Origin of the sequence: Pseudomonas sp. JUb52 (assembly GCF_004341115.1) — a bacterium.
In the GTDB taxonomy this organism is placed as follows: domain Bacteria; phylum Pseudomonadota; class Gammaproteobacteria; order Pseudomonadales; family Pseudomonadaceae; genus Chryseomonas; species Chryseomonas oryzihabitans.
Map to the genome: position 1 here is coordinate 209,150 of NZ_SLYS01000001.1, position 22,851 is coordinate 232,000.

Genomic DNA, 22,851 nt, shown 5'->3' on the forward strand with positions numbered 1-22,851 from the left:
GTAGTAGGGGCGGTGGCCGCGGGATCAGTTCAGGGCCGCGGCATAGAGCTCGGGCTTGAAGCCCAGCAGGGTACGGTCGCCCAGATCGAGCACGGGTCGCTTGATCATCGAAGGCTGCGCCAGCATCAGGTCGATGGCCTTGGCGGTGTCGAGGTCGGCCTTCTGGGCCTCGTCGAGCTTGCGGAAGGTGGTACCGGCGCGATTGAGCACCTTGTCCCAGCCATGCTCCGCGCACCAGGCCGCCAGCCGCTCGCGGTCGATGCCGCTCTGCTTGTAGTCATGGAAGTGATAGGCCTGGCCGTGCTCGTCGAGCCACAGGCGGGCCTTCTTCATGGTGTCACAGGCCTTGATGCCGTAGAGGCTCAGACTATAGGTTTCACGCGGCATAGAGGACTTCTCCAAAACCTCTCCAAAATCTCTCCAAAACTATTATGCCACGCTGACCCACTCGGCGCCCCGGCTGTCCCGGTAGATCGCCGTGGTTTTCGACGACTTGTGGCCGAGTAATGCCTGGGCACTCCGGCCCTCGGCTTCGTGCAGGCGCGCCGCCAGCGACCGCTGCTCGTGGAAGGTCGGCGGAGAGTCGCCGAACGTGATGCCAGCCTTGGCCGCCGCCCGGTCCCGCGCTTCCGCGAAGGCCTTCGACAGGGTGTCGAGCATCAGCGGATCACCAGGCTTGGCCGCGCTGACCCGCTTCGAGTGATGGATCAGGGTCTTGGCCAGCACCCGGTCACGGCACGAGCGAATCACCTCGCCCAGGTCCAGGCCGAGGCATTCCAGTCGGATCTCTGTGCTCAGCCTGAGCCGCATCCCTGTCTTCGACTGCTCCACCTGCAGCGCGCCGTCCACCACGTCCCGGAACTGCATGCGCGCCAGGTCATCCCGCCGCTGCCCCGTCAGCACCGCCAGCTCCATGGCTCGCTTCAGCCAGGGCTGCCTGGCCTCCTCATAGATCAGCCGCCAGGTCTCCAGCGTGAGCCGCTGGCGCTGAATCGTCACCCGGGCCGCCTTCGTCACATCGACAGGGTTGTCCTTCCGCCAGCCCGCAGCGATGGCCTCATTGAAGACGTCCCGCAGCAGCGAGCGCATCGCCCTGGCCATCTGCGCCTTCCCGGCCTCAGCCATCTCCTTTAGGTAGGAGGCTACGGCGAAGGTCGAGATCTCGCCGATGTCATGATCCCCGAAGCGCTTCACCAGGTTGGCCAGCCTCATCCGCACGTTGCGCACGGACGATGGCGCCAGCCCCTTCTTCTCATAGTCCTTCTGGTACTGCTCGATCCACGACGCGAACGGTCGCCGCGGCGCTGACGCAATCCGCTCCGCCAGGCTGGGCAGGGCCCGGCCCATCAGGTCGAGGTTCTGGGTGTGGGCTTCCATGATGGCAGCTTGCTTGTCGGTGCCCAGGCCGAAGGTCCGGCCGGACACCGGGTCGCGATAGCTGTAGTAGGTGACCCCGTTGCGGGCGTCGAGCTTGCGGTAGAGGTTGGGCGGGAGGTCTTTCGATCCGGTCTTACGCGGCCTTGCTGCCATGGCGTTTCTCCGTCACTCGGGCCCGCAGCGATCCGGGCTTGATGTACTGGGCATCCGGATCGACATAGTAGCTCCGGCCGTGCTTCACCGGCGCTGGGAAGATCCTGCCCTCGCGTGCCCATTTGCGCAGGGTGTTCAAGGCGGGCTGGGGGTCGAAGTTCGTCTCGCCCCACTTCTCCAGGGTCATCTTGGGCATATCGCCTCCGGTTAATCTTGGGTGTCCGGCTCATCAGGTGAGCCGATTGCGTGCTCGATTCGGCTCACTGGCGCCTCCCGCTTATCGCCAGGCGAATCAGGCGGCGATAGATGAATGCCCAGCGGCGTCCTTTGATCAGCAGCCGGCCGTTCCTGCGCTTATCACCCATCATGTCCCGGCGATGCTGGAGCTTTTCTCTGGGCGAGTCTCGGTAGATAGCAGGTCTCCAGCTCATGGCATGGCCCTGCCGATCTCGGCGGCCGCCCAGGTGATGGCACGGCGCATTTGCTCGGCCATGTCTTTGCTCTCGACGAATGAAGTCACGCCGGGCGTATTGTGGTGTGTCGGATTCACACTGCACCCGTCCCTATGATGCTTGCCGGGCAGAATCTGCAGTCGCAGCGCTGCAGCCAGTCGCAGCGCGTCACCGTCGTCGTCCAGTGGGCACCATTGCTCGCGCCCGATCTCTTCCTCGCAGCGGTAATGGCATCCGGAGTTACGCACCCACTCGATCTCGTAGCCGGCAGCCTTCGCCGCCAGCTCCAGCAGTTCGCGGTCTGTGCTCATGCAGCCTCCTGAGCTTCTTGGGCCTGGTAACGGGCGATTAGGGCCGCGGCGACCCTAGGGTCGGATTGTCTAGCGGCAAGTATCAGTGCCTGGCTCAGCTTGAATTTTCTCCAGGCCTCGTGCGCTTCCTCGGCGGTAGCGAAGCGCCCGAGGTAGATCTGGCGGCCAGAGTCGACGTCTTGGCAGTTCGCCTTAAATCCTCTCCTCCGACGCTCTTGATAGACGCCTACAAGGCCAGCGCTTCTGTCGCCCTTGCGCTCGGTGAGGAAGACGTTGACGGCTCTATCGATGAACACACAGGTGTCTGGGCCGTACAGCTTATTGCCAGGCACCAGCAGGTCCTTGTCGATTTCCTTGCCCTGCCAATCTTGCTTCTCCATCCAGCTCTTGAAGTTGGAGAAGACGAGCCATGAGTCAACGACAGAGCAGCCCGCGTAAGTTGGCCGCGTGGCCTTGTATCTGGAGTTGTAGCAGCGCCTTAGCATCCCCTTCCATCTGCTATAGAACGGGCACTCCCACAAGTACTTTTGGATGCGCCGCCCATCAGCAGTGCGACTGTTCTGCCCTACAATCTTCACCTGGTAGTCGGCGTCATTTACGCCGACGCCCTCTACCAGCTGGCGGCGGATCTTTGCGTCTGCAATCTTTTCCATGGCTACGCTCCCGCGCGCTGCAGCTCTTTCTCGATCTGCTTGAACAGCTTGTCGCGGCACTTCTTCGCCTGAGCGTCTGGCAGCAGGTCGCCCAGGCGCAGCCCGGTGATGGCCTTGTTCAGGCGCTCGAATCGCTCGGCGGCCTCCTGGCTCACACCATGGGGTACTAGCTGCTCGACCAGGCTTGGCGCCATGGCGCCCATGCGGATCTCGATTTGTTCAGACATGACAGTCCTCATCCCGCGCCAGGGCGCAGGTTCAATGGGGTAGGAGTAGGAAGGGGATCAGGCGGACTTGCGATTCCGGGAAGCTGGCAGCCAGTCTTCCAGGTCGCGATCGATGCTCTTGCAGATGCATCGCCGGGCCGGCTGGCGGAGCTTTTCGCCTCGCCATCCGCGGTAGTAGCGGGTGTTCAGGACATTTCGCGCAATGCCGGTCTCGCGGGATATCCGGTCCAGCAGCGCCAGCTCCTCCTCGCTCAGCCGTGGACGTGCTGGCGCGTAGAGGTCCTTACCGGTCGCTTTGCGGTAGCGCATAGCGGGGGCGGACAGGCCGGTGGCTTTGCAGGCGTCGATGATCTCCGTGGTCGTCTTGCGCAGCGGCTTGATGAGGTCTTCACCTTCCAGGCACTGGGCATAGTAGCGGTCATGGATGGCGCGATAGGGGATGCCGTAGCGTTCGGCTATCTCGCGCAGGGTCAGAAGCTCGCCGCGGACTTCAAGCCGGCGGCGGGGAGGGGCTCCTCCAGGCATAGTTCACCTCAGCTGGCGTGACGTTTTGCGTGCATCTGCTGGCGGATCTTCGAGCAGCGGTCATGCCGCGCCGGACCCTGGCCCCGGTTACGAGGCTTGCCGCAGATGTCGCAGATGGATGTGGAGTGCTGGAAGGAGAAGCGGGACATGGAGCCTTTCATGGCCGCCCCTCGAACGCCCGGCGCTGCAGGTCACGCATGCGGGCTTTCCGGTCGGCCTTGCGTTGAGGATCGCGGAGCCGGCCATGCAGCGGGGCGCCACAGTCAGGCACGTCGAATTCCCGGTCCGCCAGGGCCGTCAGCTGCGCCAGCTCAGCGGTGCGTGTGGCTTCGTCCCGGTCGATCTCCACGACCTCGTGGCCCAGGCACGCAAGGGCGCAAGCCAGCGTGGCACGCCCGCTGTCGACGTGGCCGATGGTGCCGACGTTGCCAGCGTAGAAAACGACACGGCTCATGCCTCACCTCCGTCGCCCTGGGCGCGCATGGCGGCGTCGATGGCAGCCTCAACATGGGCACCGATGCTCCCGAAGGCCTAGCCAAAATCCACAGCTCTGCCCCAGGGGTTGAATAGAGTTACCCAGCCAGCATCCCGCTCCAGGTCTATCTGCATGCTCCAGCCTTCTGGGAGTACGCCGCATGCACGCTGAATGGCTGACTCCGTCGCATCCTTCCGCACCGCCTCATCCCCATGCGCGGCGGCAGGCGGGGCGGTCCACAGCGTGCGACGCTCGTATGCCGGCATGCTGGAGAATTCGTCGTAAGCGACCTGATCTACCTCATGCCATTCGGGGCCGATTTTTGGATTTCGCAGCTGATAGATCTGCTCACCAGCGGCGGGCTGGGTGGCGAGGGCGGCGCGGGCTTCATTGAGCATCGCCGTGAGGACGTCAGCTCGGTGCTGGGCCAGGTACTTCGCCGGCACTTGCCCCTTCTCCTGCATCCAATCGGTCCTGTCCATGAACTCCATCCAGGCCGCCTTGTAGCGATCCCGTTCCGCCTCGGCCAGCGCCAGGGCCTCGGTCAAGCTCGGCAGCGCGTGATCCAGGATCGCCGCAGCCTGTTCTTCCGTGCAGTGGCGGCCGTCCAGCTCGCCCTCAATGGCGCAGATCAGCGCCTTGCAGCTCTGTTTCATGTTCATGGGTCAATACTCTGTCGGTACGCCAGATGGCGTGAGGGGAGGGGTTAGGGCAGGGCGGCGAGGAGCCGGCGACCGATCCAGTGCACGACCGGGACGGCCTTGCTGTTACCGATCGCCTTGTAGCGAGGGCCGTCTGGGCATTCGGCAGCTGGCCGGCCGCGCCAGGGGATCAGCGTGTGGTCATCGGGGAAGCCCTGAAGGCGCTCGCATTCGCGCGGGATGAGACGGCGGACGCCGCTTTCGCCGGGCACCATCGGCTGGCCCCGGCCAGTGCCGTCTTCGCTGGCATCAAATCCTTCGGCCTTGAGGGTGTGGGCAATATCGCCTGTCACGCAGACCGCCACCTGGCCGCCAGCGTTGGCATGGCTATCGCCGTGCCCCATAGCGCGCAGCGTGGGAGCGATATGGCCCGCGTCAGCGCCGTGATCCTTGCAGCTGAACGCCAGCACAGCGTTCTCCTGCCCCTGGTTCCGGCCTAGCGCATGGGCAAGTCCCTGGCTTACGTCGGGATCCTGTGTACCTTGAACCACCAGTAGCGACTCGCGGGATTCGTGGTCACCGTATGGGTTCGTCGTGAGCGGTGCTACGACAAGCCGCTGGTTTCTGGCGTCATTCTCGTCCGCTCCTCCAGAGCTCGCATCAACTGTTCCGGCAACATCCGGCGTCGAGCTTCGGCGCGGCGGATGATCCCGGCGCAGGCCTTCGCGCTCAAAAAGTACCGATGCGGGATCGAAGTCACCTCGAGCACTCGCCACAACGAACACACGGCGGCGTCGTTGGGCCAGGCCGAAATATTGGGCATCCAGAATCCGCCACGCGACTGCTCGCCGGGGTCCATACACACAACCAGCGTCCGCCCACCTTTTCCCTGGCGGCTGGAGTTCTTCGGATTCGCCCACCAAGGCCCCGAGGAAGCAGCCGAACGCGTTGCCCTTGTCGCTGAGGACTCCTGGGACGTTCTCCCAGACGGCGACGCTCTCTGGCTGTCCGCGCTGGACTCGAACATGGTCAATTGCATCTGCGAGCTCCACGTATTTGATGGTGAGGGCGCCGCGCGGATCGGCCAGGCCTTCGCGCATGCCGGCCACGCTGAAGGCCTGGCAGGGCGTGCCGCCGACCAAGACGTCCGGCGCCTCGATCTTGCCGGCCAGCACCAGGGCGGCGAGCCGGGTCATGTCGCCCAGGTTGGCAGTCTCCGGATAACGGTGCGCCAGGACTGCGCTGGGGAAGGCTTCGATCTCGGCGTACCAGGCGGCACGCATGCCCAGCGGGTGCCAGGCGACCGTAGCAGCCTCGATGCCGCTACAGACCGATCCATAGGTGACGGTCATGGTGAAGCTCCTCAGGCCGGCCAGTGGACGGCTCTATGCGTTGCTCGCCGCCTGGGCGCGCTTCTTGGATCGGGACTCAGCAGCGATACCCCGCACCCGGGGAGCGCTGCTGTTGAACTCGGGCGCCCGGGCCAGCTCCCGCGGTGCCAGGTAGGGAAGGGTGGCGATGCTGCCGCCAGCGGCCAGGTACTGCTCGACGGCCTGGCCCAGGCTGGCGCGCTGCGGCTCACGCGCCCGGATGTCGTGCACGAAGTCGGGGATCATGCGGTGAGCTCCCCTTCAGTGCGCAGAAGGTTGTCCGCCGTGCGGCGCGCGGGCACCTTCTGGTCGGCCTTGCGGTAGTAGTGGACCCAGGTGCCGTTGGCGCGGCGCTCGGCGCGGTACGGCCAGCACTCGAAGCCCAGCATGCGGGCACGCGAAATCACTGCCGCCGGGCTACGCCCGATGATAGGTAGGGTGTTCATGATGATGGTCTCGGGATGGCGCCGAGCGGCGCGGGGGAATGGGTGCCGGCTTCAGGGTTGAACCGTGGCCGGCGGTGATGCAGTGCCAGCTCCTGTTGGCGCTTGCCAGCTGGCGCGACGTCCGGTCTTCTGCATCGGAGGCGGCACTACCGCTCTGGCCTCGCACAGACGAAAAGCTAGGACGGTTCTCGGCGCAGAACACGGCGCGCCGGCCGTGCAGTGCCGCCTCCGATGAAGTCCCCGTGACGTGGGGAATACGGCCTGGCCCTCGGCGGAGGTAGAAGCTGGTGACCAATGCCAGGCTGCCGGTGATGTGCGCTCCGCCGGCTGGCGCTCCTGGGTATCCGCCGGGGCGGCCCGCCAGATCGGGACTAGATCAGGTGGAGCGGGGTGGAGTGATCAATTCGTTGAAACGTGACATGTCACGCTGGGCGATCTGATCGGCAGGGTGGATCAGCAGGGTCAGCACCTCGGCCCGCTGCTCGAAGCCGCCGGCGGCGCAGATCCTGTCCAGCGCCTCGGCGGTGCGCTGGTACATCTCGAACGTCATCACCTGGTGGCCCAGGGCGGCCAGGCGCTCGGCCTCGCGCTTTCGCTGGTCTGCCTTCCGCTCGGCTGCGGTCTTCGGTGTGGTCATGCGTAGATCTCCGGGGATTCGGCGCGGCGCATCATCCGGACCTGAGCGGTGCGGCGCTCCGGTGCGCGGCGGTCGCGGCGCATCGGGTCTTCATCGAGGGCGGCATGGGCAACCACCAGGGCGGCCAGCACCATGCAGAGCGGGCTGATGATCTGGCGCTTCATCGCCTCGGCCACCAGCTGCGGGGCGCGCGTCACGCCCAGCTTGAACATGGCACTGCTCACCCGCTTGGTGACGGTCATGGGGGCGATCGCCATGTCGCGGGCGATCTGCTTGTGAGTCAGGCCGCTGGCCAGGCCCATCACGCATTCCAGTTCTCGGGGAGCCAGGCCCATGCCCAGGCGTCCTTGCCATTGCCCTACTACGATCACGGTGAGGATCCTTACGCCGCGGCGGCGTGGTACTGGTGTTGGTTAAGGAGTTCTTCGAGGTCGCGGAGCATCCGGTGGTAGATGTTCGCGACAGCGGGGGTTTCTGCCTGGGCCAGCTCGCGCCGGCACTGCTGTGCCATGGTCTCGGCGAGCGGCAGTAGTTGGGTGTGAACGATGAGCCGGTCAGGGCTCTCTTCAATTCTGGTGCGCAGCCAGGCGGCGTTGGTCATTCTTGCGTCCTCTGCAGGCGAATGCCTCGGGCAGTGCCAGGGATCAGCTTCACGTAGCCTTTCTTCTCCAAGGCCACCAGGTGCTCTTGCGGCCCATTCGGGGAAGACATGCCTAGCACCTCGGCCAGCTCCGCCCGGGTAGGCGGGTAGAGGTTCTCGTGCATGAAGGCCTCAACGGCCAACAGCACCTTGCGTTGGCCCTCTGTCAGATCGTTGGCCATATCGGCCTCCTGTTCGGTTGGCATCCGGTCTGGCCCTCGTGGGAAGGCCAGCCAGTGATGCTCATTGACGAGCGGCTTCGACTTCGCTCATACACACCAGCGCTGCTCCGCTAAGGCGTCGGATTTCATTCTCGCGCTGCGCCCTGGCTGCAACCGCCAGGTAGCGAAACGTCGGATGGAAGTAGCATTCAGGCTTGTGGCCATCCTTTGCCATCCGGCCCAACTCGCCGGCCTTCACTGCGGCGTTCAGTGCTTTCCGCACTTGAGCTGGCAGGCCATTTATCACGAGCTTGAAGCGCTCATTTCTCACCATTTGGACGTTCGCTTGATCGGCTGTCAGTTCGCCTTTCTGCATCAGGTCCTTCAGGTGCTCGACATCGTTCTGTCTGGACATCTCGTCTACCTCGGTTGTCTTCCCGGCTGGCCCTGTCTCCAAGGCCAGCGAGGAAAACTGCTATGCCGGTGTTACGCGCCACCGCCGGCTGGGCGACTACTTGTTCGGGGGATCTGAGATCCCAACAGCCACCCACGCTGGTATGCCGGTGGCTCTCCATTTCGGTGCTTTACGCTGCACACCTTGGGGGAGGCGTCCCATCTCAAGAGGTTGGCTTTAAGCCCTGGGTCTCCTGATCGCTACCCGGGGCGGCTTGCGCTGCCTGTGATTGAAATATAGGCCTGCCTTTATTATGAGTCAACAGGCAAGCCTTTATTTTTTTACAGGCGTAGAAAAGCCCGCTCAACGGCGGGCTCTGGGGTATCACTCGTCGTCGGCCGGGCGGCTCCAGCTGAAGGTAACGTCATCTCCATCCTGCTGGACCTTGACCATACCCGTCTCCTGGGCTTCGTCGATCAGCTTCTCCCAGTCCTCCTCAAAATCACCATCGAGTCGCCTCACGGTGCAGCGCTGGGCCAGCTGCGCGGCCGGCTCCCGCAGTTGCGCATTGACTCGCTGCGCCAGGCGCTCATAGCTGGTGACGAGGACTTTGGAGCTGACAGACTTCGCTTTGGACACGAGGGATACCTCCTTACTGTGATACTGTTTAAATGTACAGTAGTGCAGCGAGGCGGCATCCGCAAGGTGAGATGGGTAGCACAAAAGGACTAGGCACAAAAAAGCCCGCAGGGTGGCGGGCCTTGGTGGGGTGGGCGGGAATTCCCGGTGACCAGAAACAGAAAGCCCGGCGCTGGGCCGGGCTCAGAGACAACCGCCAGCGGTTTTAGGCGCGCTGACGCTCAAGGAAATCGTTGACCGGTGCAAAGCTCTGCTCGCGCGTCGCTTCTTCTTCTTTCAGCTCGGCTAAGCGCTGTACCAGGATCTGCTGCATCTCCGAGTCAACAAACCGGTTGAGCAGGTCCCTGATCATCGGCTGATAGCCAATGCCATGGTGCTCTGCGATCGCCTTCAGATTGCTGATCAACTGCTTCTGCAGGCGGATGGAAATAAGCTGCAGGCCAAGGGCGTCGTCCACTGCGGCGCTGGTTCCTACCGGCGCAGGAGCAACGTACTCCTCAGTGCAACCCAACTCACCGTTTTCCCAGCTTTCGATGTTGCTCACGGCAACCTCCACTTATGCTTCAGGTGCGTAACGTTCGTAAATCCGTGTGACATTGTCATTCGCAGGGTAGGCGGACTTGATGAAAATCCTTCCATCCCTCTCGATGACGCACATGATTTTCAAGCGCCTGTTCTTGTTCGTCATTGCGACGAACCACAGCGTTTGAGGGTTTGTTGCGTGGTCCTCACGCGAGTCGACGCAGAACCCCTTTTCGCGGTTCTCGAAGCACTCCTCCAGCTCCTTGAGCGTCACATCATGATCGGGTCGCGACAGCTTTTCGCGCATTCGATCAGACAGTACGAGCTGACTCATTAACACCTCCCTGTTGTGTATATACAGATGATAGTGGCGGGGATGCTTTGGTTCAATACCTTCTGGTAAAATCCTTTTACGCCGCGCCTTTCGCTGCGAACGCTGTCACTGAGCGTGCAGATATACAGATATCGACCGGCGCCAAGTTTTCTGTAGCTTCACCGCGCGCCAACCGCAAGCAGCATCGGGCAAAGCAGTCCTGCCAGCCCCATCGTCACTACGATCGCAACAGCCCCAAGCACCTTTGCTTCCTTTCTGGATATCTCGTCCATGAGCCCGTCGCTGCCCCATCATTTGCCCAGGTAGCTCATCACCAGAGCGAACATCCCTGCCAGTGCAATCGTCATCAGGACTACGGTGATCCCGAATGCGACGAGCAGCTTGAAGTCAGGGTCTTTCATAGGTAGGGCCTGGGCTATGCTCCTGGCTACTGCACAGGCTCTTCGATAGACCACACCCACCCCATCTCTGGATCTAGGTGCAAGTGATACGTCGTTAGCACGGGCGCAGTGCCCAAAGTGCCTGGCGACGACCCCATCTGGAACGAGCTGTGTGGCCAGGCATAGGTCTGGCCCTTCACCGGCCCGTCGATGATCGGAAGAGCCATGTACGGGTCGCGCCCGATGTGTTCCGTTGCCATATCAGCCTCCTTGGCACGCTGTAGATCAGTAGGCCCTGACCTGGCTTGGCGGTACCAGCATGGTCACCGCGTGGATGATCTCGATCTGCTCCCAGGTGAGCGCCTTCCGGCCATAGGCCGAGTTGACTGAGGAGACGTGCACGGCGTCATCGGTGCAGTACAGGAACTCCTTCACCATGCTCTCACCATCGTCGTACTCACTCTTGAGCCTGATGTGGACGTACTCGCCGGCGGCCGGCTCGCTGCCTGGGCCGCACACGGCAACCCAGCCGCTGCGAATGGCCGGCGCCATGGAGTCACCGCGCAGGCGAATGGCATAGGCCTCTGGGTCATTGGTTGGGACGAAGACATAGCCGTCGCCTGGGCCGAGGGATAGCCAGTACCCCTCGGGTCCGAGTTGAGCGGTTCCCACGATCGGTACGTTCCTCCATTGCGGCGCCTGCAGCTCGACCTGTTCAACATGGTCCTGCTGCATGGGCATTTCCATCTCGCCGCGGCCATCAGAGAGCCACACCGGGTTCACCTTGCAGACGAGCGCGATCCGCAGCAGATGGCTGCTGGTTCGGCTAAGCCCTCGCTCTATTTCCGAGACTGATGCCTGGGAAATTCCAACCTTCTCTGCCAGTTCAACTTGGGATAGAGAGGCGTGCTTACGGGCCTTCTTTACGCGGTCCTTGAGTTCCATGGCGCGAACGATAAAGGGCTGCCTTTGTTCTTGCAAAAAGGTATGCCTTTGAACGATCATACAGGCATACCTTTAATTTGGTACCAGTCCATGGAATTGCCCTTCGTTCGGCTCGTTAAGTTCTTCGGCTCTCAGGAGCTGACCGCGAAAGCCCTCGGCGTTAAGCAGGGCACGGTCAGTGGCTGGGTCAGGGGAGTGCACGGCTGCACTGCTTTGGTTGCGCTCCGGGCTGAGGTAGCTACCGGCGGCGCCATCAAGGCTCGCGACCTGTGCCCGGGCATTCCCGAGCTCCAGGCCATGGCGTCCTGACCATGGAGCCCATTATCCACGGGATGGCATTGCGCCAGCAGTCACCCGTAGTAGCTGTGATTCCGTCCAGTACGCGAATCGCAGGCGAGAAAAAGCCCGGTGGCAGCCGGGCTTCGATACAGCAGTAACAACATCTGGAGTGATCCGAGTATGAACGACCTGACCCTTACCGGCAACACCCTGACCATGAGCAGCCGCGAGATAGCGGATCTGGTCAATCGTCGCCATGACAACGTCAAGCGCACCATCGATACCCTGGTGCAGCGCAACGTGATCGGACTCCCTCAGATTGAGGAAGTATCGAATCTCGGTCCCGGCCCTCTGGTAGTGCTCGAATACCGCATTGGCAAGCGAGACAGCTTCGTTGTCGTCGCCCAGCTCTCGCCTGAGTTCACTGCCGCCCTTGTTGACCGTTGGCAGCAGCTCGAGCAGTCCCAGGCCATGGCCGTCATCCCGGACTTCAGCAACCCCGCTGCCGCCGCGCGCGCCTGGGCAGAACAGTTCGAGCTGCAGCAGGCCGCCAACCAGGCCCTAGCCATCGCAGCCCCAAAAGCTGAGTTCGTCGACCGCTACGTCGAGGGCACTGGCCTGAAGGGCTTCCGCCAGGTCTGCAAGCTGCTCGGCGCCAACGAGAACGAATTCCGCCTGTTCCTGGTAGACGCCCAGGTCTGGTACCGCCTCGGTGGTGAGTGGGTCCCCTACGCCGAGCACATCGCCGCTGGCCGCTTCCACGTGAAGACCGGTCAAGCCGGCAATGGCCACAACTTCAACGCCGCCAAGTTCACCCCCAAAGGCATCGAGTGGATCGCCGGGAAGTGGGCTGCCTACAAGCTTCAAGGTGCCGCATGAGCGTCCAAGCCATGTCCTGGGCCATGCAGATGCCCAAGTCCACCCTGGGTGATGCCTCCGCCCGCCACGTGCTGCTGTGCCTGGCCAACTACGCCGGCCAGGACGGTCGTGGTGCTTTCCCCTCTGCCGAGCAGCTGGCTGAAGACACCGGCCTGTCCGAGCGGACCGTTCGGTACAAGCTGGACCTGCTGGAAGAGATGGGCCTGATCACTCGTGGCAACCAGGCGATCGCTGCTGCCTACATCGGCCGGAAAGACCGCATCACCAACGTCTACGACCTCCAGCTGAAACGGGGTGCAGTGGCTGCACCCGGTGAAGAAACGGGGTGCAGTTCACAACAGCACGGGGTGCAAACCACGACAGAACGGGGTGCAGCCGTTGCACCCAATACGTCACTGAACCAAGAACAGAACCAAGAGCAAGGCCGCGAGGGCGCGGCGAGCGCATCCGTTGAGGCTGGCTCGAACGATCCCGAGACCGCCCCTGATCAACCCCGGAGCCGCGCCAAGGGTTTCAGCCTGGCCGACATGCAGGCCCTGACCAGCACCGCCGGCATCGCCATCGCCGCCGACGTCGCCCAGGACTACCTGGCCCACCGCCGCGGCATCAAGGCCCCGCTGAACGCCACGATCTGGAAAACCACCCTGATCGAGCTGGCCAAGCTGGTGCCGCACGGCATCACCGCCGACCAGGCGCTGGCCGAAGCCATGGCCGCGGGCTGGCGTGGCCTGAAATCCGAGTGGCTGGTGAACCGCCTGAAGCGCCAGCAGGGACCGGGCGCCGGCCCGAATGACGACGACACCAGCTGGGCCAACAACCTGAACGAGGATCTGTGATGCGCAACGCCACCGAGATCGTTAAGCATGTGGACTTCAGCCAGGCTCGCCCGGCAGTCCAGCAGCAGCCGGCCAGCATCGACGAGGGCACCGCCCAGGTTGTGAATTCGCTGTTCAACGAGCTGAAGTCCATCTTCCCTGCCTGGAAGCAGGCCTGGCCGGACGACGAAGCCCTGAAGCGCGCCAAGCGCTCCTGGATCAAGGGCCTGATGGCCGCAGGCATCCACTCGCTGGAGCAGATCCGCTTCGGCCTGATGACCTGCCGGGCCAGCGGCCAGGACTTCGCACCCAGCGTCGGCAAATTCGTGGAGTGGTGCCAGCCCACCGCCGAGCAGTTGGGCCTGCCCCCTACCGAGAAGGCCTTCCAGGAGGCCGCCCGCAATTCGCACCCAGCCGTAGGGCAGGGCGCCCGCTGGAGCCATCCGGCCGTGCACCACGCCGCCACCGAGTCCGGGCTGAGCAACCTGTTCCGCATGAACGAAGACGCCGGCCGGAAGCTGTTCGAGCGCAACTACTCGATCGCCTGCCGCATGGTCGCCGCCGGCCAGACGCTGCGCGAGATCCCGAAGGCGCTTCCCGCTGAGGTGTCCACCCCGGCCAAGCCGGAGACCGTCAACACCGAGCTGGCCAAGATGCGCGCCGCGCTGGGCCGCCGCTCGTGAAGGCCTGCTGGATGGTCCTGCTCCCCAATCGCGCCCCGTTCGCAATGGTCGGCGCCCAAATCAACCGCGACGAGGCCCTGACCTGCGCTCGCATCATCTGGCCGGAGGCCGACGTAGCATGAAGTCCCAATACCAGATTGATCCGGCTGAAGTTGTGGAGCTACTGCGCAAGCAGGGCCGAATGATGACCTACGTCGTCAGGAATTGGCTGGCAGATGGTCGCCCGGGCCTGAAGACCTACCAGGTGCGCCGGATGCTGGAGCGCCTAGAGCGCCAGGGCATTGTCGAGCGGTCCAGTGATCACCCCTACGTCACCCAGATCGGTTGGCGGCTGCCGTCGGCGCCGGGGGTGACGCAATGATGTTCACCCAGGAGGAGCTCGACGACGCCCGCCGCCTGGCCTATGACCAGGGCTTCAACCGCGGCTCTGGCATGGACCCCAAGGTCCAGCACACCGAGGCCTACATCCACTTCCGCGAGCAGGAGCTGGAAGGTCTGGCCAAGCGCCAGCGCGCCCAGCAGGAGGAGGCGAAGTGAGCCGCGCCCAATCCAAGAAGCTCCGAGACAGCGCCCGCGGCCAGGAATGCACCCTGCGCATCCCGGGCGTCTGCAACTTCAACCCCGAGACCACGGTGCTGGCCCACATCGCCTGCGGACAGAAGGGCATGGGCCTGAAGAGTCCGGACAACATGGCCGTCTTCGCCTGCAGCTGCTGCCATGACCTGCTCGACGGCCGGCGGCAGGGAGAGCTGGATCAGCGCGACGTCATCCGGGCCCTGGGCGAGACCCAGGCCATATGGATCAGCCAGGGCCTGATGACGATCAAGGGGGCCGCATGAATTGGTGCGAGTGCCATCGTTGCATCGAAGAGCATCGCCTTGGCCGCGAAGGCCCTCCGTTCGGCTTCATACCTCTATCGGCAATAAAGATGATCCTGTGCCCGATATGCGGGAACAAGCGCTGCCCTCACGCGGCTGACCATGACCTGGCATGCACGGGGAGTAACGAGCCTGGACAGCCTGGGAGCGCATACCAATGACCGCCGCCCTCAAGCCTTGGGCCGCCCCGCGCGAGACCCGCACCCGCAAGAAGCCCACCGACTGGGAAGGCATCGAGCAGACCCAGCTTTTCACCTGGCTGGACCTGGCCTTCCCGAAGGAAGCGAAGTCGATCTACCACGTCCCCAACGGTGGCCACCGCCACAAGGCTACGGCCGGCAAGCTGAAAGGGCAGGGCGTGCGCGCCGGGATGCCGGACATCAACGTCGATATCGCCCGGGGCGGCTACTTCGGCATGCGCATCGAGTTCAAGGCCACCCCGCCGCACGACGCCGCGGTATCGCCGAGCCAGCTCGCCGCCCTCCAGCGCCTGACCGACCAGGGATACTTGGCCATCGTCTGCCGGGGTGTGCACGACGCACGCGAGCACCTGACCGCCTATCTCCGCCTGCCTGCTACCGAGGCCCGTCCATGAACCATCCAGCACAAGACCTGGCCGGCCTGGCCCGGCAGATCCTCGGCCACTCGCTGGTCGTCTTCCTGAGCCACCACGACGAAGCCCGTCTGGCAGCGCCTGACAACGCCGATGCAGTGATAGCCGAGATGAGCGCCCTGGCTGCCCAGCGCCTGGCCACTACCAGCGACGAGGATCTGCGCCGGCGCCGGATGGTGCTCCAGTCCCTCTACACGAACGCCGCCAGCACCGCGCACGCCTGCCGTGGCTACCAGTCTGCCCGACGCCCTGGCTCTCGCCTCGGCGGCCGCATCTGGAAGGACCGCTCTAGCGTCAACAAGGCAGGTGAGCAAAAGGCCCAACGTGACATGTCACGCGCCTTGGGCGAGATGGAAGACATCCAGAAGGAGATCGACCGGAGGGCCAATGCGCAAGCAGCACGGGCCTGACCTCACCCGGAAGGTGAAGCCGATTTCGCGCTGCATGACATGTCACGGGCGCGGCGTCACCAAGGGCGTCTTCTACGAGATGGAGTGCAGCACCTGTGCCGGTACCGGCTGGGTCGACTACACCACTGGCCAGGCGATGCCCGCCGAGGATCTGGTTTTCACCCTGAGTCACCGCCTTCTGCACCTGGAACAGCAGCTGGCCACCCTGCAGCGGAAGCAGCCCTACGAATCGAGCAACCGCCGCGGCCCGCACGGCTCGCACTACACCGGAGACTGACCATGCAGAGTTTCAGCAGTAGCAAGGTATCCACCCTGGTCCGCATCCTCCTCGCCGGCAGCGAGGGCAAGACCGCATCCGCCGCCTGGGTGGCCGCTGACCAGGATGGGCGAGGTGGCTTCGGCGGCCTGTCGCGGCAGGAGCGCTTCGAGCTGGACTGCGAATACCGGGCCTTCCTGCGCAAGCACCTGAAGGAGCGCCACTGGGACGCACTTATCGCGCGCTACACCATCGAGCCCGCCGACCGTGCCCCGGCGATCAAGCGCCTTGCCCGGATCATCGCCACCCCAGCCCACGACCACTTCAAGGCCTACGCCGTCCTGGCCTGGGCCATGCCGCAACGCGCCGGCGTCGAGGGCAAGCGTTCCACCATCGTGCTGCGCGAGAACATCTACGACATGGCGCGCTGGGACAACAACCAGGGCACCTCCGAGCGCACCATGCGGCGCTGGAGGGGCTACATCCACGAGATGCTAAACGAGGCCCTGGAATTGGCGATTGCTGCTGCAATTCACCTGCTTGAGGGTCAGGAATTGTTCGAACGAGAAGTTGCTTGACAGGATTGGCCACTTGGCCGATTATTTCCCTATCTTGCCGATCCTGCGAATGATGAAGATGCAGCGGCACACAAGCCCAGCCACCGTGCTGGGCTTTTTCATTTCCGAGAGGACCATGCCAGTGGAAAAGCTCCTGGACTGGGCGCTGGTCGGCTTCCTCGGGATGCTGGGTGGGCTTGCCAGCCTGTTCTACCCCGGCGCCACTGCAATGCGATTCGACTGGAAAACCTTCGTCGGCAAGCTAGTGGTGGCGTTCTTCGTGGGCAAGGTGGCCGGCGAGTTCATCGATGTCTCCAACCAGTACCGGGCCGGCATCATCATGCTGCTGGGCTTCTTCGCTTACCCGGTGCTCGGGGTGCTGGAGGTCAAGGTCAAGTCTGCTGTGGAGCGCTTCAGCCCCGGAGGCCCCTGATGTTCATCGTTTCGATAATCGCCCTTGTGGCATATGCCCTGGTCATCGGCCGCTGCGCCGTATTCCTGTCCCTGGGTGGCAGGTTCCGCCAAGACGACCATGCCGAGATCGCGTTCCTGATGGTCTCGACTGTCCTGCTGATGCTCGGCCACATCCAGCTCTGGTACGCCGAGCCCTGGAAGATGGTCAACAACAGCGACGGCAGCGCCCTGGTCGTGGGTCATTCGGTCTTCATCGCCGGCTACATCTTCCACCGGGTCGGATCACTGATTGTCGGTCGCGACCGTCGGGTTGCTGAGCGGCGCCAGGAAGCCAGGCAGTGAGGCGGCTCAAACAGACCGCGAAGCTGCTGTTGACCGCCGCTCTGGTGTTCGTGTTCGGGAATGGCCTTGGCTATCTCGGCAGGACGTGGGAATGCCGAAACGCGCTCCAGACCATCTGGGTTGCTGCCCCTGGCTATGACGCCGGAGCGATGCAGTTGCCCGAAAAGCTATACCGCCTGCAGGTAACGGCCTGCACGCTGCCTGAGCAATGGGGCGGACAACGCGAGCCCCTCCACGGCTACCCGTAAGAACCATCACCTCGGCCCGAGCTGTGTATTCCGGTGCCAACCCTCACCGGAGAGCAACATGACTGCCACCCTGAAGGAATTGGGCGACACGCTTTCGACTGCGCAAAAGCAGCTGGCGGAACTGGTTGCTGCAGAGAACCCGACTCCAACGCCGATCCCGGACAAGCCGGTCGGTAGCCTGCCGCTGGACACGACGATCCGCGGCGCCTACGAAAAGACGCTGATTCTGCCCTACAGCTCGCTGATCCTGGCGGGCCAGGTGGTGATCCAGCTGGCTACCGGCCAGGCGGTGAACGTGATCAGCACCGGCCGCCGCGACAACGGCGACCTAGTGGCCGTGATCGACCAGAGCATCGGTGACCCGTCCAAGGTCATTGGCAAGGCCGCCATTGTGCGGGACCGCTATGCCAAGCCAGCACCAGTGCCCGCGCCTGAGCCAGTACCTGAGACGCCAGTGGTCACGCCTCCGGTCGCTGAGCCGGAGCCCATCACTGTGCCCGGCGTGGCGGTGCTCAAGAAAATCCCTTACCTCGGCATCAACCTGGCGGCGCACTCGAATGCGAACCAGGTGCTGCCAGGTGAGGCTGGAACCCACTTCAAGTGGCCGAGCCGCGCTGATGTCCGCCTCTACGTGCGCGACCTGGGCGTCCGGCTGCTACGTTTCCCCTATGCGCTGCAGCGCGCCACGCTGATCGACTCGACCGGCCTGCCGGTGAAAGGTGGCCAGCTCGACCCGACCTTTGTCGCCAAGATGAAGACGGTGCTGGCCTGGATCCGCGAGGACTCGAACGGCGAGGCGCTGGTCATCTTCGACCCGCACCACTACTGGCGCATGTACCGCAACCAGACAATGCTGGTCGACGGTGCACGCAAGCAGACCGGTTTCCTCCTGCCGGCCAATGAAGCCGCAGGGCAGGGCAACCGCTGGAGACGTCAGGAGCAAGTCCTGATCGCTGATGAGAACGGTTGGGGTGCTGCTGACCTGGGCGAGCACATCGCCTCGATGGCCAAGACCTTCGATGAGCCGATGATCCTCGGCTACGGCGCGGGCAATGAGCCTTATGCCGACGGGATGTCGGTCAGCGCAATGGAAGCAAAGGTAGTCGCTGACCTGAACGTGATGTTCCCCATCATCCGTAAGGTCACCAATAAGCCGGTGTTCGTCTGCGGCAACCAGTGGGCCTCGGCTCGCAACTGGCCTAACGTCAGTGGCTCCTTCGCTGCAGGCATTAAGGACCCGGCAAACAACTGGATCCCCGAGGTGCACGGCTACGGTGACCTCGATGGCGGATCGAGCGGCAAGTACAACAGCGGCAACCTGAACGCCTTCCCCGTGGAGCAGGTGGCCCAGGTGTTCCGTCCTGCCTACAACTACTTTGCTGCCAAGGGCCTGCGCTGCTTCGTCGGCGAGACCGGCATCCCGCCCACTAACTCTGCTCGTGTGGCGCTAGTCCGCGCGCTGGATGAAGCAAAGGCCAACGGCGTCCCGGTCACCCTTTGGATTGCCGGCGGTGATGGCGCCATGGGTGGCGAGAAGATGAACTTGGACGACGCTGGCCACGCTGCCACCCGCGAGCTGATCAAGGCTCGCGCCGGTGAGCGCATGGCCGAGTGGAAGGCGCCACGGTCCTGAAGGTGTGAGCCAGCATGATCAAGATCACCGCCGAGGGCCTGACCGACCAGCTATCTGAGCTGACAGACCTTGAGCAGCGGCAGATCCCCTTCGCTACAGCGCTCGCGCTCACTCGCACCGCGCAGGACGTGAAGGCCGCCATCGAGGCAGAGATGCCCACGGTGTTCGACCGCCCCACTAACTGGACGCTGAACAGCCTGCGCCTGATCCCTGCTCGCAAGGACAGGCTACTGGCCAGGGTGTGGATCAAGGACGAGGCGGACAAGTCATCGCCCGCCACCAAGTGGCTAGCACCTGAGGTCTACGGTGGTGATCGCCCGGACAAGCGCAGCGAAGCGATGCTGCGAGCGCGAGGCATCCTGCCCGCCGGCAAGTATGTGGTGCCAGGTGCAGGGGCTGACCTCGATCAATACGGCAACATCAAGCGGGGCCAGCTGACCAAGGCACTATCGGGCATCCGAGGCTTCGGTGAGACGGGCTACAACGCCAACGCCACCGACAGCAAGCGCAGCCTGGCCAAGCGTAACGCTCAGTCGTTCTTCGTGCTGACCAAGGCGGGCAAGCCCATCGGCATAGCCCGGCGCACTGGTCGCAAGCGCGAGGACCTGAGCATCTTCCTGGCCTTCGTCGACAAGCCGACCTATCGCAAGCGCCTGGACTTCTTCGGCATCGGTGAGCGCGTGGCCAATGAGCGGCTTGCGTTCCACTTCGAGGAAGCCATGACCCAGGCCCTGCGCACCCGCCGCCGATAAAGGCGCACCACTATGGCGCAGGGTGGGGGTCTTGGGTCCTTCCCGGGGGAGTGCCCATTGGGGGTGATTCGAGCCCCGTTTTCACTCTATTCACGGACTTTTTCCAGGACTTCCGTTTCCGGTTCCGGTTGGGCATCTCATGGCAACTCAGATCGAAGTGGCGAAGCACCTCGATCTCAGTGATCGGCAGGTGCGCAATCTCCTTACAGACGGCGTCCTGCCTGGATCTAAGGGAAAAGGCGGGTATGACATCGAAGCCTGCCGGCTGGCCTACATCCGGCACCTTCGGGGCCTGGGAAACAGCCAGGTCAAACCGGAAATGGACCCCGAGCAGGGCGACATCGACCCGCTCATCGAGTACCGGCTGACGCAAGAGCGTCTGCGACTCACTGCGGCCCAGTCCGAGGCCCAGGAGCTCAAGAACGAAGTGACCAAGAAGCGGCTGATCCCGGCCGACTTCATCACCTTTGCGTTCGCCAAATTCATCCCGGCCTCCGGCTCGATCTTCGACACGGTGGTCATGACGCTGCGCCGTCGACATCCCGACCTCACCCCGGGCCAGCTCGACTCCATTGGCCGAGAGCTGACCAAGGCGCGCAATACCATCGCCCAGGCGGCGGAACGCCTACCGGAGTGGCATGACGAGTTTATCGACAGCGCAGATTGAGGCCTGCCAGGCGGCGATGTCTGCAGGCCTGCTGTCTCTGCGCCGCGATGCACCGCAGACGCCGGTGGCCTGGGCGGACGATCACTTCTACCTCTCCAGCGAGTCGTCCTACCAGGAAGGTCGCTGGGAGACGCTGCCCTATCAGGCGGCCATCCTCAACGCCATGGGGAACGACGAGATCCGGGTTGTCAACGTGATCAAGTCGGCCCGGGTCGGGTACTCGAAGATGCTGCTGGCGGCCTCGGCCTACCAGATCGAGCACAAGCGGCGGCACATCGCGTTCTTTCTGCCTGACGATGGCAGTGCGGATCTCTTCATGAAGTCCGAGATCGAGACGATGATCCGCGACGTCGGCGCCGTCCGAGAGCTGGCGCCCTGGCATGGCAAGAAGCACCGGGACAACACGCTCGACATCAAGAAATTCAGCCACGGCAAGCAGCTGTGGTGCCGCGGAGGCGCTGCGGGCAAAAACTACCGGGCGATCTCCGCTGACACCGTCATCTACGACGAATTGGCGGCCTTCGACCACGACATCGACAAAGAAGGCTCGCCGCTCGTCCTGGGTGACAAGCGGATTGAGGGCTCGACGTTCCCGAAGTCGATTCGAGGCAGCACACCGAAGCTGCGCGGCCCCATCGACCGAGGTGGCTGCCAAATCGAGGGTGCCGTCCAGAAATCGCCTCATCTGTTTCGCTTTCACCTGCCGTGCCCGCACTGTGGCGCCGAGCAGTACCTGAAGTGGGGCGGCAAGGACTGCTCTTTCGGCATCAAATGGGACCCGGACAAGCCCGACGACGCTTGGTACGTCTGCGAGGTGACCGGCTGCATCATCCGCTATCCGGAGGCGCTCGAGGCGCAACGCCTGGCGCGCTGGGTGTGCGAGAAGACCGACATCTGGACCCGTGATGGCTTCGATTTCTTCGACGCCGAGGGCCAGCCGATCCCGACGCCGGAGTCGCTGAGCTTTCACATCTGGACGGCCTACAGCTTCTTCGTGTCCTGGGGCCGCATTGCCCAGGACTTCCTGCAGGCCAAGGGCAGCCGCAGTGACCTGAAGACCTTCGTCAACACCACCCTGGGCGAAACCTGGGAGGAAGACCAGGGCGAGCGGCTGGAATGGGACACGCTGCTGGGGCGCCGCGAGGTCTGGCAAGGCGAGATACCGGCGCAAGCCGTGGCGCTCACCGGCGGCGGCGATACCCAGGACGACCGTTACGAGGGCCGCGTCTGGGCCTGGGGCCCGAACGAGGAGTGCTGGCTGGTCTATCGCTTCGTGCTGATGGGCGACCCGGGCGGCGAAGAGCTGCGCCGCAAGCGAGATCTGGAGCTGCACCGGCAGTTCACCCGGGCCGACGGCCTGGTGATGAAGGTCGAGCGCTGGTGCTGGGACGCCGGCGGCCACTACATGGATCAGGTCTGCGACGACAGCAAGAAGAACGGCGTGCTCTGGATGATCCCCATCATCGGCGCGCCGATCTACGGCAAGCCGATTGCGAGCTTCCCGACCAAGCGCAACAAGCACGGCGTCTACCTGACCACCGTCGGTACCGACAACGCTAAAGAGCTGATCTACAGCCGCCTCCGGCTGCCGCTGGACGTGGCGAAGAGCCAGGCCGGCATCTCTCAGCCGCAAGTGGTTCACCTGCCAGCAAACGACCTCATCTGCGATGAGGCGGAGGTCAAGCAGATGACCGCTGAGAGCAAGGTGCTGAAGCTGGTCGGTGGCGTGCAGCAGTACCGGTGGGACAACAAGGGGCGCCGAAACGAAGCGGGCGACTGCTTCGTTTACTCCCTGGCCGCGCTGCGTATCAGCCAGCAGCGCTTCGGCTTGGACCTGAACGCCCTGGTGGCCGCCCCCGAAGCCGGCGGCGACACCGCTGCAACCGAACAGCCCCGCGAGCGGGCGCGCAAGAAATCTGACTTCTGGAACCGATGACCATGGCCTTCACCCGCGAACAGCACCAGGCGCTGCAGGAGGCGATCGCCAATGGCGCGCTGACCGTGGACTTCAACGGCCGGCGCGTCACCTACCGATCGCTCGACGAGATGATGCGCATCCTGTCGCTCATGGAGCGCGACCTGGGCGGCAACCAGGTACCCAACGACCGCCGGCGCTACGCCTCTTTCCGGAAAGGCCACTGAC

At 63.7% G+C, this 22,851-nt stretch carries 40 protein-coding genes; 19 read left to right on the forward strand and 21 right to left on the reverse strand.

Annotation, left to right across the window (positions count from 1 at the left end; translation table 11 throughout):
• Positions 1-24: 24 nt before the first annotated feature.
• The 21 genes from EC839_RS00955 to EC839_RS24750 form a co-directional block, all read right to left on the reverse strand.
• A complete protein-coding gene (locus EC839_RS00955) occupies positions 25-387 on the reverse strand; it encodes an ArsC family reductase (RefSeq protein WP_132831840.1) in 363 nt (120 codons plus the stop codon).
• Positions 388-429: 42 nt separating this feature from the next.
• Positions 430-1,530: a phage integrase Arm DNA-binding domain-containing protein gene (locus tag EC839_RS00960; RefSeq protein WP_132831841.1), complete on the reverse strand. Its 1,101-nt coding sequence runs from the start codon at positions 1,528-1,530 to the stop codon at positions 430-432.
• A complete protein-coding gene (locus EC839_RS00965; RefSeq protein ID WP_058790612.1) occupies positions 1,511-1,726 on the reverse strand; it encodes an excisionase in 216 nt (71 codons plus the stop codon). Before EC839_RS00965 ends, EC839_RS00960 begins: the two co-directional genes overlap by 20 nt.
• 231 nt (positions 1,727-1,957) lie before the next feature.
• Positions 1,958-2,293: a hypothetical protein gene (locus EC839_RS00970; RefSeq protein WP_132831842.1), complete on the reverse strand. Its 336-nt coding sequence runs from the start codon at positions 2,291-2,293 to the stop codon at positions 1,958-1,960.
• Positions 2,290-2,946, reverse strand: a complete 657-nt coding sequence (locus EC839_RS00975) for a hypothetical protein (protein WP_132831843.1) — start codon at positions 2,944-2,946, stop codon at positions 2,290-2,292. Before EC839_RS00975 ends, EC839_RS00970 begins: the two co-directional genes overlap by 4 nt.
• Positions 2,947-2,948: 2 nt before the next feature.
• The gene (locus tag EC839_RS00980; protein WP_132831844.1) at positions 2,949-3,173 is read right to left on the reverse strand and encodes a hypothetical protein; all 225 of its coding nucleotides are present in this window, start codon (positions 3,171-3,173) and stop codon (positions 2,949-2,951) included.
• Between the two features lie 57 nt (positions 3,174-3,230).
• Positions 3,231-3,698, reverse strand: a complete 468-nt coding sequence (locus EC839_RS00985) for a hypothetical protein (protein ID WP_132831845.1) — start codon at positions 3,696-3,698, stop codon at positions 3,231-3,233.
• A gap of 157 nt (positions 3,699-3,855) precedes the next feature.
• The gene (locus EC839_RS00990) at positions 3,856-4,152 is read right to left on the reverse strand and encodes a hypothetical protein (RefSeq protein WP_132831846.1); all 297 of its coding nucleotides are present in this window, start codon (positions 4,150-4,152) and stop codon (positions 3,856-3,858) included.
• Positions 4,153-4,229: 77 nt separating this feature from the next.
• On the reverse strand, positions 4,230-4,835 hold the full coding sequence (locus EC839_RS00995) for a hypothetical protein (protein ID WP_132831847.1): 606 nt from the start codon (positions 4,833-4,835) through the stop codon (positions 4,230-4,232).
• A 44-nt stretch (positions 4,836-4,879) separates the two neighbouring features.
• Complete coding sequence (locus tag EC839_RS01000; RefSeq protein WP_132831848.1) at positions 4,880-6,166, reverse strand: DNA cytosine methyltransferase; 1,287 nt, start codon at positions 6,164-6,166, stop codon at positions 4,880-4,882.
• A gap of 33 nt (positions 6,167-6,199) precedes the next feature.
• The gene (locus EC839_RS01005; protein WP_132831849.1) at positions 6,200-6,430 is read right to left on the reverse strand and encodes a hypothetical protein; all 231 of its coding nucleotides are present in this window, start codon (positions 6,428-6,430) and stop codon (positions 6,200-6,202) included.
• Positions 6,427-6,630 (reverse strand): hypothetical protein, encoded by a 204-nt coding sequence (locus tag EC839_RS01010; RefSeq protein ID WP_132831850.1) that lies wholly within the window; start codon positions 6,628-6,630, stop codon positions 6,427-6,429. Before EC839_RS01010 ends, EC839_RS01005 begins: the two co-directional genes overlap by 4 nt.
• 376 nt (positions 6,631-7,006) lie before the next feature.
• Complete coding sequence (locus EC839_RS01015) at positions 7,007-7,267, reverse strand: hypothetical protein (RefSeq protein ID WP_132831851.1); 261 nt, start codon at positions 7,265-7,267, stop codon at positions 7,007-7,009.
• A complete protein-coding gene (locus tag EC839_RS01020) occupies positions 7,264-7,602 on the reverse strand; it encodes a response regulator transcription factor (protein WP_177416661.1) in 339 nt (112 codons plus the stop codon). Before EC839_RS01020 ends, EC839_RS01015 begins: the two co-directional genes overlap by 4 nt.
• Before the next feature lie 47 nt (positions 7,603-7,649).
• Positions 7,650-7,868 (reverse strand): hypothetical protein, encoded by a 219-nt coding sequence (locus EC839_RS01025; RefSeq protein ID WP_132831853.1) that lies wholly within the window; start codon positions 7,866-7,868, stop codon positions 7,650-7,652.
• Positions 7,865-8,089 (reverse strand): hypothetical protein, encoded by a 225-nt coding sequence (locus EC839_RS01030; RefSeq protein ID WP_132831854.1) that lies wholly within the window; start codon positions 8,087-8,089, stop codon positions 7,865-7,867. Before EC839_RS01030 ends, EC839_RS01025 begins: the two co-directional genes overlap by 4 nt.
• 61 nt (positions 8,090-8,150) lie before the next feature.
• Positions 8,151-8,483, reverse strand: a complete 333-nt coding sequence (locus tag EC839_RS01035) for a hypothetical protein (protein ID WP_132831855.1) — start codon at positions 8,481-8,483, stop codon at positions 8,151-8,153.
• Between the two features lie 363 nt (positions 8,484-8,846).
• Entirely contained in the window at positions 8,847-9,101 is a 255-nt protein-coding gene (locus EC839_RS01040) for a DUF1654 domain-containing protein (RefSeq protein ID WP_165904644.1), read from the reverse strand.
• A gap of 205 nt (positions 9,102-9,306) precedes the next feature.
• Complete coding sequence (locus EC839_RS01045) at positions 9,307-9,645, reverse strand: hypothetical protein (protein WP_132831857.1); 339 nt, start codon at positions 9,643-9,645, stop codon at positions 9,307-9,309.
• A gap of 12 nt (positions 9,646-9,657) precedes the next feature.
• The gene (locus EC839_RS01050) at positions 9,658-9,957 is read right to left on the reverse strand and encodes an ADP-ribosyl-(dinitrogen reductase) hydrolase (protein WP_132831858.1); all 300 of its coding nucleotides are present in this window, start codon (positions 9,955-9,957) and stop codon (positions 9,658-9,660) included.
• Positions 9,958-10,622: 665 nt separating this feature from the next.
• On the reverse strand, positions 10,623-11,342 hold the full coding sequence (locus tag EC839_RS24750) for a S24 family peptidase (protein ID WP_132831859.1): 720 nt from the start codon (positions 11,340-11,342) through the stop codon (positions 10,623-10,625).
• Between the two features lie 30 nt (positions 11,343-11,372).
• On the opposite strand from EC839_RS24750, the gene EC839_RS01060 reads away from it, so the two are divergent.
• The 19 genes from EC839_RS01060 (at position 11,373) to EC839_RS01155 (ending at position 22,850) form a co-directional block, all read left to right on the forward strand.
• The gene (locus EC839_RS01060; RefSeq protein WP_132831860.1) at positions 11,373-11,591 is read left to right on the forward strand and encodes a Cro/CI family transcriptional regulator; all 219 of its coding nucleotides are present in this window, start codon (positions 11,373-11,375) and stop codon (positions 11,589-11,591) included.
• 150 nt (positions 11,592-11,741) lie between these two features.
• Positions 11,742-12,440 (forward strand): phage antirepressor KilAC domain-containing protein, encoded by a 699-nt coding sequence (locus EC839_RS01065; RefSeq protein WP_132831861.1) that lies wholly within the window; start codon positions 11,742-11,744, stop codon positions 12,438-12,440.
• Positions 12,437-13,276: a helix-turn-helix domain-containing protein gene (locus EC839_RS01070; protein ID WP_372237623.1), complete on the forward strand. Its 840-nt coding sequence runs from the start codon at positions 12,437-12,439 to the stop codon at positions 13,274-13,276. The genes EC839_RS01065 and EC839_RS01070 overlap by 4 nt, the downstream gene beginning before the upstream one ends.
• Positions 13,276-13,938, forward strand: a complete 663-nt coding sequence (locus EC839_RS01075) for a replication protein P (RefSeq protein WP_132831862.1) — start codon at positions 13,276-13,278, stop codon at positions 13,936-13,938. The genes EC839_RS01070 and EC839_RS01075 overlap by 1 nt, the downstream gene beginning before the upstream one ends.
• 118 nt (positions 13,939-14,056) lie before the next feature.
• Positions 14,057-14,299, forward strand: a complete 243-nt coding sequence (locus EC839_RS01080; RefSeq protein WP_132831863.1) for a hypothetical protein — start codon at positions 14,057-14,059, stop codon at positions 14,297-14,299.
• Entirely contained in the window at positions 14,296-14,475 is a 180-nt protein-coding gene (locus EC839_RS01085) for a hypothetical protein (RefSeq protein ID WP_132831864.1), read from the forward strand. Before EC839_RS01080 ends, EC839_RS01085 begins: the two co-directional genes overlap by 4 nt.
• Entirely contained in the window at positions 14,472-14,777 is a 306-nt protein-coding gene (locus tag EC839_RS01090) for a nuclease domain-containing protein (protein ID WP_132831865.1), read from the forward strand. Before EC839_RS01085 ends, EC839_RS01090 begins: the two co-directional genes overlap by 4 nt.
• 196 nt (positions 14,778-14,973) lie before the next feature.
• Positions 14,974-15,411 carry a VRR-NUC domain-containing protein gene (locus EC839_RS01100; protein ID WP_132831867.1) on the forward strand — a complete coding sequence of 146 codons (438 nt, stop codon included), beginning with the start codon at positions 14,974-14,976 and terminating at the stop codon, positions 15,409-15,411.
• Positions 15,408-15,839 carry a hypothetical protein gene (locus EC839_RS01105; protein WP_132831868.1) on the forward strand — a complete coding sequence of 144 codons (432 nt, stop codon included), beginning with the start codon at positions 15,408-15,410 and terminating at the stop codon, positions 15,837-15,839. Before EC839_RS01100 ends, EC839_RS01105 begins: the two co-directional genes overlap by 4 nt.
• On the forward strand, positions 15,817-16,116 hold the full coding sequence (locus EC839_RS01110) for a hypothetical protein (RefSeq protein WP_132831869.1): 300 nt from the start codon (positions 15,817-15,819) through the stop codon (positions 16,114-16,116). The genes EC839_RS01105 and EC839_RS01110 overlap by 23 nt, the downstream gene beginning before the upstream one ends.
• 2 nt (positions 16,117-16,118) lie before the next feature.
• Complete coding sequence (locus tag EC839_RS01115; RefSeq protein WP_132831870.1) at positions 16,119-16,673, forward strand: hypothetical protein; 555 nt, start codon at positions 16,119-16,121, stop codon at positions 16,671-16,673.
• 13 nt (positions 16,674-16,686) lie between these two features.
• The gene (locus EC839_RS01120) at positions 16,687-17,085 is read left to right on the forward strand and encodes a hypothetical protein (protein WP_132831871.1); all 399 of its coding nucleotides are present in this window, start codon (positions 16,687-16,689) and stop codon (positions 17,083-17,085) included.
• Complete coding sequence (locus tag EC839_RS01125; protein WP_007159422.1) at positions 17,085-17,408, forward strand: hypothetical protein; 324 nt, start codon at positions 17,085-17,087, stop codon at positions 17,406-17,408. Before EC839_RS01120 ends, EC839_RS01125 begins: the two co-directional genes overlap by 1 nt.
• Positions 17,405-17,656: a hypothetical protein gene (locus EC839_RS01130; RefSeq protein ID WP_132831872.1), complete on the forward strand. Its 252-nt coding sequence runs from the start codon at positions 17,405-17,407 to the stop codon at positions 17,654-17,656. Before EC839_RS01125 ends, EC839_RS01130 begins: the two co-directional genes overlap by 4 nt.
• Before the next feature lie 58 nt (positions 17,657-17,714).
• Positions 17,715-19,289 carry a cellulase family glycosylhydrolase gene (locus EC839_RS01135; RefSeq protein WP_132831873.1) on the forward strand — a complete coding sequence of 525 codons (1,575 nt, stop codon included), beginning with the start codon at positions 17,715-17,717 and terminating at the stop codon, positions 19,287-19,289.
• 14 nt (positions 19,290-19,303) lie between these two features.
• The gene (locus tag EC839_RS01140; RefSeq protein ID WP_132831874.1) at positions 19,304-20,041 is read left to right on the forward strand and encodes a hypothetical protein; all 738 of its coding nucleotides are present in this window, start codon (positions 19,304-19,306) and stop codon (positions 20,039-20,041) included.
• A 139-nt stretch (positions 20,042-20,180) separates the two neighbouring features.
• Positions 20,181-20,708 carry a terminase small subunit gene (locus EC839_RS01145; RefSeq protein ID WP_132831875.1) on the forward strand — a complete coding sequence of 176 codons (528 nt, stop codon included), beginning with the start codon at positions 20,181-20,183 and terminating at the stop codon, positions 20,706-20,708.
• A complete protein-coding gene (locus EC839_RS01150) occupies positions 20,680-22,644 on the forward strand; it encodes a phage terminase large subunit family protein (RefSeq protein WP_256680891.1) in 1,965 nt (654 codons plus the stop codon). Before EC839_RS01145 ends, EC839_RS01150 begins: the two co-directional genes overlap by 29 nt.
• A gap of 2 nt (positions 22,645-22,646) precedes the next feature.
• Positions 22,647-22,850, forward strand: coding sequence for a phage head-tail joining protein (locus EC839_RS01155; RefSeq protein WP_132831876.1), 204 nt, complete (start codon positions 22,647-22,649; stop codon positions 22,848-22,850).
• Position 22,851 lies beyond the last annotated feature (1 nt).

Bases quoted from the DNA above. Each gene is read 5' to 3' on its own strand.
- EC839_RS00965 (WP_058790612.1), bottom strand. From the start codon at position 1,726: ATGCCCAAGATGACCCTGGAGAAGTGGGGCGAGACGAACTTCGACCCC.
- EC839_RS01100 (WP_132831867.1), top strand. From the start codon at position 14,974: ATGACCGCCGCCCTCAAGCCTTGGGCCGCCCCGCGCGAGACCCGCACC.
- EC839_RS01155 (WP_132831876.1), top strand. From the start codon at position 22,647: ATGGCCTTCACCCGCGAACAGCACCAGGCGCTGCAGGAGGCGATCGCC.
- EC839_RS01070 (WP_372237623.1), top strand. From the start codon at position 12,437: ATGAGCGTCCAAGCCATGTCCTGGGCCATGCAGATGCCCAAGTCCACC.
- EC839_RS00955 (WP_132831840.1), bottom strand. From the start codon at position 387: ATGCCGCGTGAAACCTATAGTCTGAGCCTCTACGGCATCAAGGCCTGT.
- EC839_RS00975 (WP_132831843.1), bottom strand. From the start codon at position 2,946: ATGGAAAAGATTGCAGACGCAAAGATCCGCCGCCAGCTGGTAGAGGGC.
- EC839_RS01110 (WP_132831869.1), top strand. From the start codon at position 15,817: ATGCGCAAGCAGCACGGGCCTGACCTCACCCGGAAGGTGAAGCCGATT.
- EC839_RS01010 (WP_132831850.1), bottom strand. From the start codon at position 6,630: ATGAACACCCTACCTATCATCGGGCGTAGCCCGGCGGCAGTGATTTCG.
- EC839_RS00985 (WP_132831845.1), bottom strand. From the start codon at position 3,698: ATGCCTGGAGGAGCCCCTCCCCGCCGCCGGCTTGAAGTCCGCGGCGAG.
- EC839_RS01015 (WP_132831851.1), bottom strand. From the start codon at position 7,267: ATGACCACACCGAAGACCGCAGCCGAGCGGAAGGCAGACCAGCGAAAG.
- EC839_RS00980 (WP_132831844.1), bottom strand. From the start codon at position 3,173: ATGTCTGAACAAATCGAGATCCGCATGGGCGCCATGGCGCCAAGCCTG.
- EC839_RS01060 (WP_132831860.1), top strand. From the start codon at position 11,373: ATGGAATTGCCCTTCGTTCGGCTCGTTAAGTTCTTCGGCTCTCAGGAG.
- EC839_RS01065 (WP_132831861.1), top strand. From the start codon at position 11,742: ATGAACGACCTGACCCTTACCGGCAACACCCTGACCATGAGCAGCCGC.
- EC839_RS01035 (WP_132831855.1), bottom strand. From the start codon at position 8,483: ATGTCCAGACAGAACGATGTCGAGCACCTGAAGGACCTGATGCAGAAA.
- EC839_RS01105 (WP_132831868.1), top strand. From the start codon at position 15,408: ATGAACCATCCAGCACAAGACCTGGCCGGCCTGGCCCGGCAGATCCTC.
- EC839_RS01085 (WP_132831864.1), top strand. From the start codon at position 14,296: ATGATGTTCACCCAGGAGGAGCTCGACGACGCCCGCCGCCTGGCCTAT.
- EC839_RS01025 (WP_132831853.1), bottom strand. From the start codon at position 7,868: ATGACCAACGCCGCCTGGCTGCGCACCAGAATTGAAGAGAGCCCTGAC.
- EC839_RS01050 (WP_132831858.1), bottom strand. From the start codon at position 9,957: ATGAGTCAGCTCGTACTGTCTGATCGAATGCGCGAAAAGCTGTCGCGA.
- EC839_RS01005 (WP_132831849.1), bottom strand. From the start codon at position 6,430: ATGATCCCCGACTTCGTGCACGACATCCGGGCGCGTGAGCCGCAGCGC.
- EC839_RS01115 (WP_132831870.1), top strand. From the start codon at position 16,119: ATGCAGAGTTTCAGCAGTAGCAAGGTATCCACCCTGGTCCGCATCCTC.
- EC839_RS01080 (WP_132831863.1), top strand. From the start codon at position 14,057: ATGAAGTCCCAATACCAGATTGATCCGGCTGAAGTTGTGGAGCTACTG.
- EC839_RS01150 (WP_256680891.1), top strand. From the start codon at position 20,680: ATGACGAGTTTATCGACAGCGCAGATTGAGGCCTGCCAGGCGGCGATG.
- EC839_RS01140 (WP_132831874.1), top strand. From the start codon at position 19,304: ATGATCAAGATCACCGCCGAGGGCCTGACCGACCAGCTATCTGAGCTG.
- EC839_RS24750 (WP_132831859.1), bottom strand. From the start codon at position 11,342: ATGATCGTTCAAAGGCATACCTTTTTGCAAGAACAAAGGCAGCCCTTT.
- EC839_RS00960 (WP_132831841.1), bottom strand. From the start codon at position 1,530: ATGGCAGCAAGGCCGCGTAAGACCGGATCGAAAGACCTCCCGCCCAAC.
- EC839_RS01145 (WP_132831875.1), top strand. From the start codon at position 20,181: ATGGCAACTCAGATCGAAGTGGCGAAGCACCTCGATCTCAGTGATCGG.
- EC839_RS00990 (WP_132831846.1), bottom strand. From the start codon at position 4,152: ATGAGCCGTGTCGTTTTCTACGCTGGCAACGTCGGCACCATCGGCCAC.
- EC839_RS00970 (WP_132831842.1), bottom strand. From the start codon at position 2,293: ATGAGCACAGACCGCGAACTGCTGGAGCTGGCGGCGAAGGCTGCCGGC.
- EC839_RS01020 (WP_177416661.1), bottom strand. From the start codon at position 7,602: ATGGGCCTGGCTCCCCGAGAACTGGAATGCGTGATGGGCCTGGCCAGC.
- EC839_RS01135 (WP_132831873.1), top strand. From the start codon at position 17,715: ATGACTGCCACCCTGAAGGAATTGGGCGACACGCTTTCGACTGCGCAA.
- EC839_RS01075 (WP_132831862.1), top strand. From the start codon at position 13,276: ATGCGCAACGCCACCGAGATCGTTAAGCATGTGGACTTCAGCCAGGCT.
- EC839_RS01030 (WP_132831854.1), bottom strand. From the start codon at position 8,089: ATGGCCAACGATCTGACAGAGGGCCAACGCAAGGTGCTGTTGGCCGTT.
- EC839_RS01000 (WP_132831848.1), bottom strand. From the start codon at position 6,166: ATGACCGTCACCTATGGATCGGTCTGTAGCGGCATCGAGGCTGCTACG.
- EC839_RS01125 (WP_007159422.1), top strand. From the start codon at position 17,085: ATGTTCATCGTTTCGATAATCGCCCTTGTGGCATATGCCCTGGTCATC.
- EC839_RS00995 (WP_132831847.1), bottom strand. From the start codon at position 4,835: ATGAACATGAAACAGAGCTGCAAGGCGCTGATCTGCGCCATTGAGGGC.